This window comes from Shinella sp. M31 (assembly GCF_049199205.1).
In the GTDB taxonomy this organism is placed as follows: domain Bacteria; phylum Pseudomonadota; class Alphaproteobacteria; order Rhizobiales; family Rhizobiaceae; genus Shinella.
In genome coordinates this window covers 24120-31653 of the sequence record NZ_JBLZPH010000089.1, presented here as the reverse complement: position 1 = coordinate 31653, position 7534 = coordinate 24120, and the positions used below count along the sequence as shown (strand labels likewise).

The following is a 7534-nucleotide window of genomic DNA, read 5'->3' as shown; positions in this document are numbered from 1 at the left end:
CTCTAGATGTTGTGGATAATCCGGGTAAGGATCAGTACCTGTAGTGTTCAGCCTTGAACGGACCGGTCGTGGTGACGCCGATATAGCCGGCCTGTTCGTCCGAGAGTTCCGTGAGCCTTGCGCCAAGCTTGGCGAGGTGCAGGCGGGCGACCTTCTCGTCGAGCTGCTTGGGCAGGACGTAGACTTCGTTCTGGTAGGCATCGCCCTTGGTGTAGAGTTCGATCTGCGCCAGCACCTGGTTGGAGAACGAGGCGGACATCACGAAGGACGGGTGACCGGTGGCGTTGCCGAGGTTGAGTAGGCGTCCTTCCGACAGCAGGATCATGCGGTTACCCCTAGGGAACTCGATCAGGTCGACCTGCGGCTTGACGTTCGTCCACTTGAGGTTCTTGAGCGCGGCGACCTGGATCTCGTTGTCGAAGTGGCCGATATTGCCGACGATCGCCATGTCCTTCATCTCGCGCATATGCTCGATGCGGATGACGTCCTTGTTGCCGGTCGTGGTGATGAAGATATCAGCGGAGGACACCACGTCTTCCAGCTGAACGACTTCAAAACCGTCCATGGCCGCCTGCAGGGCGCAGATCGGGTCGATTTCCGTGACTTTCACACGGGCGCCGGCGCCACGCAGCGAGGCAGCTGAGCCCTTGCCGACGTCGCCGTAGCCGCAGACGACGGCGACCTTGCCGGCCATCATCACGTCGGTGCCGCGGCGGATGCCGTCGACCAGCGATTCCTTGCAGCCGTATTTGTTGTCGAACTTCGACTTGGTGACGCTATCGTTGACGTTGATCGCCGGGAAGGGCAGGAGGCCCTTCTGCTGCAACTGGTAGAGACGGTTGACGCCGGTGGTCGTCTCTTCCGTCACGCCCTTGATGGCGTCGCGCTGCTTCGTGAACCAGCCGGGCGTTGCGGCCAGGCGCTTCTTGATCTGCGCGAAGAGGATCTCTTCTTCTTCCGAACCGGGATTGACCAGCACGTTCTCACCGGCTTCGGCGCGGGCGCCGAGCAGGATGTACATGGTGGCGTCGCCGCCGTCGTCGAGGATCATGTTGGAGAAGCCGCCATCGGTCCACTGGAAGATCTTGTCAGTGTATTCCCAATATTCCGTCAGCGTTTCGCCCTTCACGGCATAGACCGGGATGCCGGCGGCGGCGATCGCGGCGGCGGCGTGGTCCTGCGTGGAGAAGATGTTGCACGAGGCCCAGCGCACGTCGGCACCCAGCGCCACCAGCGTCTCGATAAGAACGGCGGTCTGGATGGTCATGTGCAGCGAGCCGGTGATGCGCGCGCCTTTGAGGGGCTTAGATGCGCCGAACTCTTCGCGGCAGGCCATCAGGCCCGGCATTTCCGTTTCGGCGATCTGGATTTCCTTGCGGCCGAAATCGGCAAGCGCGATGTCGGCGACGTGGTAGTCATGGGTGGTGGTCATGAAGAGCTCCAGCCTTCTGGCTTTGATTGATGGCGCTTCCTATCAGGAAACGACCGCTGGAGCAACCGGACATAAAGAAGTCTTTATATCCTTATATTAACGGGAGACTTACATCTCCTCGCCGAACTTGTCGGCGATGAGTGCATCGAGCGCATCGAGAACGGCCTGCGCCTGCGCACCCGTTGCTGTCACGAAGACGGAGCAGCCGGGGCTGGCGGCCAGCATCATCAGGCCCATGATCGAGGTACCGCCGACGGTCATGCCGTCCTTGGAAACGGTCACTTCCGCGTCGTAGCCATCGACCGTCTGGACGAATTTTGCCGAAGCGCGGGCATGCAGACCGCGCTTGTTGATGATGAGAAGCTCTTTCGAGACGGTCATGGAGGGCAGGGGACCTTACTTGCCGCTGAGAACGCGGCTTGCCACGTTGATATATTTCCGGCCGGCTTCGGACGCGTCGATCAGCGCCTTTTCCATGTTGTTTTCGCCACGGATGCCGGCGAGCTTGATCAGCATCGGCAGGTTCACGCCGGCGATCACCTCAATCTTCTCGCCCGACATCACCGAAATAGCGAGGTTGGAGGGCGTACCGCCGAACATGTCGGTAAGGATGATGACGCCGTGACCCTGGTCGGCGCGCTGCACCGCCTCCAGGATGTCCTGGCGGCGCTGGTCCATGTCATCCTCGGGGCCGATGCAGACGGTCTCGATCGCCTTCTGCGGACCGACCACATGCTCAAGGGCGTGACGAAATTCCTCCGCCAGCCTGCCATGGGTGACAAGCACCAGTCCGATCATCAGCAATCGCTCCACTTTCCCAACTCGAAACGGTCGGCCGAATACCGCAATGCAACAATTCCGTCCACCGCTGGGGTGGCCATCTTGTCAATGAAAAGCCCAAGTGCAAGCCCTAAATGGCCGATTTTGCGTTTTGACGGAGCTTTTTGCGGTCAAGGATGAAGCAATTCCGGGTGAATTGCGATCAAAGTCGAGAAGGCCGTGGCGCCGGTAAAGAGCGGCAGGCGGGTCAGCGGCAAGGAATGCGCAGGCAGAACCGCGAGGCGTTCCGCCTCCGGCGGCAACCGCTCGGCAAAGGGCGCCTCCATCGGCCGGATGGCGCGGTGCAGCACCGCCGCCTCGATGGTTTCGACGGCGACGATGCCGGCGCCGCGCATTTCCGCAAGGCCGGCAATGCTTTCTGGCGCTCGCGCGATCAGGCAGCCGTTGGCCTCGGAGATCAGTACCTGATCATCGCTGACCATGGCCGCAAACAGTCCGCGCCCGCGGGCTTCCTCGATGCAGTGGAGGGCAATGGCGCTTTTGCCGCTGCCGGAAGGGCCGGTGAAGAGAAGTCCCGTCGTGCCGATGACGATGGCCGTTGCGTGGATGTTCAAAGGCGAGGGCATGGCAAAACCCCCTCATCCGCCTGCCGGCACCTTCTCCCCGCGGGAAGAAGGAAACATGCGGCTTCGATGGTTTTCCCCTTCTCCCCCGCGGGGAGAAGGTGGCCCGAAGGGTCGGATGAGGGGGGCTTGCGCGGACGATCGATCACTTCCGCGTTCCCGCCGGCAGAGAGAGGGTGAAGCGCGCGCCCGAAATCGTGCCGGTCTTCTTGTCGACGATGTTGTCTGCCTTCAGCGTGCCGCCATGCGCTTCGGCGATCTGCCGCGAAATCGAGAGGCCGAGGCCGGAATTCTGGCCGAAGTCCTCGGTCGCCGGGCGGTCCGTGTAGAAGCGCTCGAAGATGCGGTCGATGTTTTCGGCCTGGATGCCGGGACCGTTGTCCTCGACCTGGATGATGCAGCGGTCGTTGCGGCCGCGCGACAGGCGCACCACGATGCGCCCGCCCGAATCCGGCACGAAGGAGCGGGCATTTTCGATGAGGTTGGTGACGATCTGGCCGATGCGCAGCTCGTAGCCCGAAATCTCGAACTTGACCTTCGGATTGTCCTTGCGGTCGACGACGAAATCGAGGCTGACGGGCTTCTTGCGTGTGTTGACCTGGCGCGAGATGTCGATGAGGTCGCCGAGCAGCTTTTCGAGATCGACGGTGCGGGCATCGCTGCGCGCCAGTTCCGCATCGAGCCGCGAGGCATCGGAGATGTCGCTGATCAGGCGGTCGAGGCGGCGCACGTCATGCTGGATGATGTCGAGCAGCCGCTTCTTCGAATCGTCCGTGCGGGCGAGCGGCAGGGTTTCCACGGCGCTGCGCAGCGAGGTCAGCGGGTTCTTCAGCTCGTGGCTGACATCGGCGGCAAAACTCTCGATCGCATCGATGCGGTCGTAAAGCGCCGTCGTCATCTGGCGCAACGCAATCGAGAGGTTGCCGATCTCGTCCTGACGCACGGAGAAATCCGGGATTTCCTCACGTTCCTTCGCCCCGCGCCGGACGCGGATCGCCGCCGCCGAGAGACGGCGCAGCGGATTGGCGATGGTCGAGGAGAGCAGCAGCGACAGCGCGATGTTGACGAGGCCGGCGACACCGGCAACGCGCATGATGGCGAGGCGCTCGGCATGCACGATCTTGTCGATATCCCCCGCCTGCGTCGACAGCAGGAGAACGCCGAGCACGGCGCGGAACCTCTGTACGGGCACGGCGACCGAGACGATGAGTTCGCCCTTGTCGTTGACGCGCACCACCGCGCCGCGCACGCCGGTCAGCGCATTCATCACTTCCGGATAGATCGAGCCGTCGCCGCCGGGCGCTTCCTTGTATTGCGGCAGGTTACCCGGCTGCAGCATGCGGTTGAACCAGACATTCAGCCGCTCGGCGATGCTGGAACTTTCCGGCTCGACGGGCGGCAGGTCGAAGCGCAGCACCTGGCCCTGCGTATAGAGATGGCGTGAATCGAGCAGCAGGTTGGCGTCGGTGTCGTAGATGCGGGCGCGGGTGCGGGTCGGCGAGATCAGCCGCCGCAGGACCGGGGCGATCCGCTCCGGGTTGATCGGGAATTCCAGGTCTTCGTCGTTCGGCAGCGGCGTGATGCTCTGGCCGGCCTGCAATTCCAACAGCTTTTCCGGATCGATGGTGATCGAGTTGGTATCGACGGAGGCCGAGGCCGAAATTGCGCCGGCGATGATCTCGCCCTGCGTCAGCAGGCTTTCGACACGCGCGTCGATCAATCCCTCGCGGAACTGGTTGAGATAAAGAATGCCCGCAACAAGCACGACCAGCGCGACGAGGTTGAAGAACAGGATGCGGCGCGTGAGGCTGGAAAAGACGGCATTGCCGAAGATGCGACGTGCGAGCGTGAAGGGATGCGTCCAGCGGCGGCGCAGCGAGCGCGGCGCGGGCCTGCCCTCGACGTCGTCTCCATCCCTGTCCGGCACGGTCTGCAACACCTGATTCCATTCCTCATGCGGGCGGCATCACGCCACCCACCGCGGCATGCCATCGCCGCCGCGGTTCATGCAAGCCATTTTACGCTTTAAGCCGCTTCGCGGAAACGGTAGCCGACGCCATAGAGCGTTTCGATCATGTCGAAATCGGTATCGACCATCTTGAACTTCTTGCGCAGCCGCTTGATGTGGCTGTCGATGGTGCGGTCGTCGACATAGACCTGCTCGTCATAGGCGGCGTCCATCAGCGAATCGCGGCTCTTGACCACGCCCGGGCGCTGGGCGAGCGAATGCAGGATGAGGAATTCCGTGACCGTCAGCGTCACCGGTTCGCCCTTCCAGGTGCAGGTGTGCCGCTCCTGATCCATGACCAGCTGGCCGCGCTCCAGCGAGCGGGCGGCGACTTCGCCTGTCTTGGCCGGGGTGCCGGCAGCACTACCGCCGGCGGAGGCTGCGGCCTCGCGGCTCGAGGCGCGGCGCAGGATCGCCTTGACGCGCTCGACCAGCAGGCGCTGCGAGAAGGGCTTGGTGATGAAGTCGTCGGCGCCCATCTTGAGACCGAACAGCTCGTCGATCTCTTCGTCCTTGGAGGTGAGGAAGATGACCGGGATGTCCGATTTCTGGCGCAGCCGCCGCAGAAGCTCCATGCCATCCATGCGCGGCATCTTGATGTCGAAGATACCGAGATGCGGCGGTCGGGCGAGAAGGCCGTCGAGGGCGGACGCACCGTCCGTATAGGTCTCGACCTTGTAGCCTTCGGCCTCAAGGGCGATCGACACGGATGTGAGAATGTTCCGGTCGTCGTCGACGAGTGCGATCGTCTGCATCCTGTTAGTCTCCATATTCATCGGCGCCTTTCCCGACCTCGGATCCGAGTTCCTGTCCTGGATGTGATGCGCCTTCCTGGGGGTAAAGGTGGAACAAATTGTGGCAGAGATAAAGGATGACGTTTCAGCGTCGTTTTCCAATGGTCTTTTAAATCGATTATTCAACCGATTAAAAAAGTCAGACAAATATTTAAATCGATTAATTAATTGATATTATTGCCTAATTTCTATTTGCCTCTTGTTTTTGTGACAAGAGCAGATTAGCTTCCGGCAAAATTCACCATGGGTCTTCGTCCACGGAGGAAATCTGGACCATGCAGGAAATCGGCGTTCGCAACCCCGCTCTGGGGCTCACCGCGATGGGTATCAACACCAACACCAACGGCACGGTTCGGTACAACTTTGCAGCGGAGGCTCTCTATGAAGAGGCGCTCGGTCGCGGCGAAGCTGTCAAGACCGCCCATGGCGCGCTGCGTGCGCTGACCGGCCAGCACACCGGACGCTCGCCGAAGGACAAGTTCGTCGTTCGCGACGAAAACACCGAAAACGCCATCTGGTGGGACAACAACAAGGCCGTGTCGCGCGCGCATTTCGATGCGCTGCATGCCGACATGCTGGCCCATGCCGGCAGCCGCGACCTCTTCGTGCAGGATCTCATCGGCGGTGCCGATCAGGACTACGCGCTGCCGACCCGCGTCGTGACCGAGCTTGCCTGGCACTCGCTGTTCATCCGCAACCTGCTCATCCGCCCGGAAGAGAAGGATCTGGCCGGCTTCGCACCGAAGCTCACCATCATCGACCTGCCGACCTTCAAGGCCGATCCCGCCCGCCACGGTGCGCGCACCGAAACCATGATCGCCTGCGATCTGTCGCGCGGCATCGTGCTGATCGCCGGCACCTACTATGCCGGTGAGATGAAGAAGTCGGTCTTCACCGTTCTGAACTGGCTGCTGCCGTCGGAAAAGGTCATGCCGATGCACTGCTCGGCCAATGTCGGCCCGGCCGGCGACGCCGCCGTGTTCTTCGGCCTGTCGGGCACCGGCAAGACGACGCTCTCGGCCGACCCGAACCGCACGCTCATCGGCGACGACGAGCACGGCTGGGGCGAAAACGGCATCTTCAACTTCGAAGGCGGCTGCTACGCCAAGACCATCCGTCTTTCGGCCGAAGCCGAGCCGGAAATCCACGCGACGACCCAGCGTTTCGGCACCGTTCTCGAAAACGTCGTGCTCGATGCCGATGGCGTTCCGGACTTCAACGACGGCTCGCTGACGGAAAACACGCGCTGCGCCTATCCGCTGCACTTCATTCCGAATGCCAGCGAGACCGGCCGTGCGCCGCATCCGAAGACGATCATCATGCTGACGGCCGATGCCTTCGGCGTGATGCCGCCGATCGCCAAGCTGACACCCGACCAGGCCATGTACCACTTCCTTTCCGGCTACACCGCCAAGGTCGCCGGCACGGAGCGTGGCGTGACCGAGCCGGAAGCCACCTTCTCGACCTGCTTCGGCGCCCCCTTCATGCCGCGTCACCCGACGGTCTACGGCAACCTCCTGAAGGAACTCATCGCCGAACACGGCGTCGATTGCTGGCTGGTCAACACCGGCTGGACCGGCGGCGCCTATGGCGAAGGCCGCCGCATGCCGATCAAGGCGACGCGCGCTCTGCTCGCCGCCGCCCTTGATGGCTCGCTGAAGAGCGCGCTGTTCCGCCGCGACGACAATTTCGGCTTCCAGGTCCCGGTTTCGGTTCCGGAGGTCGACACCAAGATCCTCGACCCGCGCTCGACCTGGGCCGACGGTGCTGCTTACGACAAGCAGGCCCAGAAGCTCGTCGACATGTTCATCGCCAACTTCGAGAAGTTCGAAGACCAGGTGGATGGCAGCGTGCGCGACGCGGCACCCGGCCTCAAGGTTGCTGCCGAGTAAGGTTT

General features: G+C 62.4%; 7 protein-coding genes. 1 reads left to right on the top strand and 6 read right to left on the bottom strand.

All coding sequences use genetic code 11. The annotated features are described in order from the left end of the window. Positions 1-31: 31 nt before the first annotated feature. The 6 genes from ahcY to ACOZKU_RS15415 all read right to left on the bottom strand — a co-directional run bounded on the left by ahcY (position 32) and on the right by ACOZKU_RS15415 (position 5598). Positions 32-1432: an adenosylhomocysteinase gene (ahcY, locus tag ACOZKU_RS15440; protein WP_421579605.1), complete on the bottom strand. Its 1401-nt coding sequence runs from the start codon at positions 1430-1432 to the stop codon at positions 32-34. Positions 1433-1540: 108 nt separating this feature from the next. After that, positions 1541-1813, bottom strand: a complete 273-nt coding sequence (locus tag ACOZKU_RS15435) for an HPr family phosphocarrier protein (RefSeq protein ID WP_244763459.1) — start codon at positions 1811-1813, stop codon at positions 1541-1543. Between the two features lie 15 nt (positions 1814-1828). After that, positions 1829-2230, bottom strand: a complete 402-nt coding sequence (locus ACOZKU_RS15430) for a PTS sugar transporter subunit IIA (RefSeq protein ID WP_117372283.1) — start codon at positions 2228-2230, stop codon at positions 1829-1831. Positions 2231-2382: 152 nt separating this feature from the next. Further along, positions 2383-2838: an HPr kinase/phosphorylase gene (locus tag ACOZKU_RS15425; RefSeq protein WP_421579604.1), complete on the bottom strand. Its 456-nt coding sequence runs from the start codon at positions 2836-2838 to the stop codon at positions 2383-2385. Between the two features lie 142 nt (positions 2839-2980). Then, entirely contained in the window at positions 2981-4711 is a 1731-nt protein-coding gene (locus tag ACOZKU_RS15420) for a stimulus-sensing domain-containing protein (RefSeq protein WP_421579607.1), read from the bottom strand. A 149-nt stretch (positions 4712-4860) separates the two neighbouring features. Further along, positions 4861-5598 carry a response regulator transcription factor gene (locus ACOZKU_RS15415; protein ID WP_421579603.1) on the bottom strand — a complete coding sequence of 246 codons (738 nt, stop codon included), beginning with the start codon at positions 5596-5598 and terminating at the stop codon, positions 4861-4863. Between the two features lie 314 nt (positions 5599-5912). On the opposite strand from ACOZKU_RS15415, the gene ACOZKU_RS15410 reads away from it, so the two are divergent. Then, positions 5913-7529 (top strand): phosphoenolpyruvate carboxykinase, encoded by a 1617-nt coding sequence (locus tag ACOZKU_RS15410; protein ID WP_421579602.1) that lies wholly within the window; start codon positions 5913-5915, stop codon positions 7527-7529. The last annotated feature ends 5 nt before the right edge of the window (positions 7530-7534 follow it).